2 protein-coding genes are annotated in these 2,170 nt (G+C 37.4%); one reads left to right on the forward strand and one right to left on the reverse strand.

Annotated features, from left to right (window positions below; genetic code table 11):
- On the reverse strand, positions 1-360 hold a 360-nt coding region (locus AKG34_RS28445; RefSeq protein ID WP_236694870.1), incomplete at its 3' end, for a helix-turn-helix domain-containing protein.
- Between the two features lie 556 nt (positions 361-916).
- Here AKG34_RS28445 and AKG34_RS03525 point away from each other — a divergent pair.
- A complete protein-coding gene (locus AKG34_RS03525) occupies positions 917-1,780 on the forward strand; it encodes a tetratricopeptide repeat protein (protein WP_053344803.1) in 864 nt (287 codons plus the stop codon).
- Positions 1,781-2,170: the final 390 nt, after the last annotated feature.

The raw sequence follows: 2,170 nt of genomic DNA on the forward strand, positions 1-2,170 counted from the left end.
AAACTTCTTGACCCATTGATATACCTGTTGGTAAGAAACTCCATAGCTTTCGGCTGCGAGTTGATAGTTTTTCTGGTGTTGTAGACAGTAATTCACAATTTGAATTCGTTCTTCTAATGTTGTTTTTCTTCTACTTGTCATAGAGTTTGTCATTCCTTTACCGGTATCATTTAATTCTCTATGACTATTATACTTTTTAATCCATTTTCCCAAAACCGCAGTACTGGATATATTGTATTTTTGGATAACCTTGTTTAACGAATAGTGCCCTGATAGATAATCATTCACAGCTGCTAACTTTAGCTCTTTTGAATAAGACTTCCAAGAAGTCGCGTCTGTTAAACTGTCTTCACCATTCATTTCATATCTTCTCTTCCAATCTCTAATCGTACCAGGATCAACAGAAAACTTGGCCGTAATGTCAGCTATTGAAATGGTGACCATCTTTATAAAGATTTAAAATAGCCAATTTTTCAGCTTTAGAATATTTCATTCGAGCCATAGAAAATACTCCCCTTAGATCAACAGATTTTTATTTTTTATCTGTCTACCTAATGGGGAGCATATCAAGTTTGATCAAAATGGATTCTTTTTGTTTAAATAGGACTTTCACTTTTATAAAAACGTTTGATTAAAATTCGATTTTTCTAAGGATATTTAAAAACTTTCAATTTTAAAGCTTCTTAAGTGTTAAATAAAACCTCATATGAAGAAAAGGTTGTATTTGTATCCCATGATCGAGCATTCATAAATAATCTAGCAGATTTACAGTATGATATTTATGATGAAAAATTGCATCAAATGTAATATAAATTTGTTTTCAAAAGCAAAAACGGATGGTATGGTAATTGTGGTAATAATAACCATCTCACGTTATCCTAATCAGAAATAAATTATACTATTTGGAGAGTGAATTATGTTAGACTTCGATGCGTTGTGGGATTACAATCAACCTGAAGAAACCGAGCAGAAATTTATCAGTTTGCTAATGCAAGCAGAGGACTCCGGAAACATTGGATACTTAGCTGAACTTTTGACTCAAATTGCACGTTCTCAGGGATTGCAGGCAAAATGCAGAATAGCGCATGAGACGCTGGATCGTGCAGAGAGATTATTGAAAGAGGATTTAGTTGTGGCACGAATTAGATATTTTCTGGAACGAGGCAGAGTTTTTAATTCCTCATCTCGATCAATGGACGCTATTCCGCTATTCCTCAATGCATGGGAATTAGGAATCCAGTCCAGTGAGGATTATTACGCTGTTGATGCAGCACATATGTTGGGAATTGCTGAATCGACTCCGGAGAAACGTATGGAATGGAATTTGAAGGCGCTAGACTATGCCGAAAAGAGTCCTAAAGCCAGCCATTGGTTAGGTTCGTTATATAATAACATCGGTTGGGCCCAAGTTGAGAATGGAAAACTTGAGGAAGCACTTGAAATGTTCAAGCGAGCGTTGGAATTCCGCAAGGTGCAAGGCACCCCAAATTCGGTGTTTATTGCAAAATGGAGCGTAGCAAAGGTACTGCGGTTAATGGGACAAGTTGACGAGTCTTTTGCAATTCAGATGGAATTACTTGCTGAAACCGAACAAACCAGCGAACCCGATGGATATGTTTATGAGGAGGTCGCGGAGTGTCTTCTTTTGCTTAAAAGAAGCGAGGAAGCACGACAATACTTTTCTTTTTGCTATGACCGCTTAATACTCGATAACTTTCTTGCAACAAAAGATCCGGAGCGCATCGTACGCATTAAGGAATTAGCAGGACGATCAGTCTAGAGGAGAAATGTTAAATACGTTACAACTACTACACAATTTGGAACGATATTTATATAGGGAGTTATATTTTTCTTGAAAATTAATAGAGAAGTATGTCCTAGTCTGTTAATCCAATAACCGTACCAGACGCATTTGAAATTGTGTAGATAAAGCAATTATATCTTTTATAGAGATTGGCAATAATCTTCTGATTGAATAAAGAAAAGCACTGGATTCTTCAAAAATCCAGTGCTTTTTTTCGTGCGCCCGGCATGGGTGCAATCTATAGGGTGAAAGTCCCGAACCATGAAGGCAGTAGTAGTGGTTAGCTTAATGCAAGGGTGTCCACGGTGACGTGGACTCTGAAGGAAGCAAGCGGCAAACCTCCGGTCTGAGGAACACGAACTTCAT

The organism is Peribacillus butanolivorans, assembly GCF_001273755.1.
Taxonomy (GTDB): Bacteria; Bacillota; Bacilli; order Bacillales; family DSM-1321; genus Peribacillus; species Peribacillus butanolivorans.

Bases quoted from the DNA above. Each gene is read 5' to 3' on its own strand.
- AKG34_RS03525 (WP_053344803.1), top strand. From the start codon at position 917: ATGTTAGACTTCGATGCGTTGTGGGATTACAATCAACCTGAAGAAACC.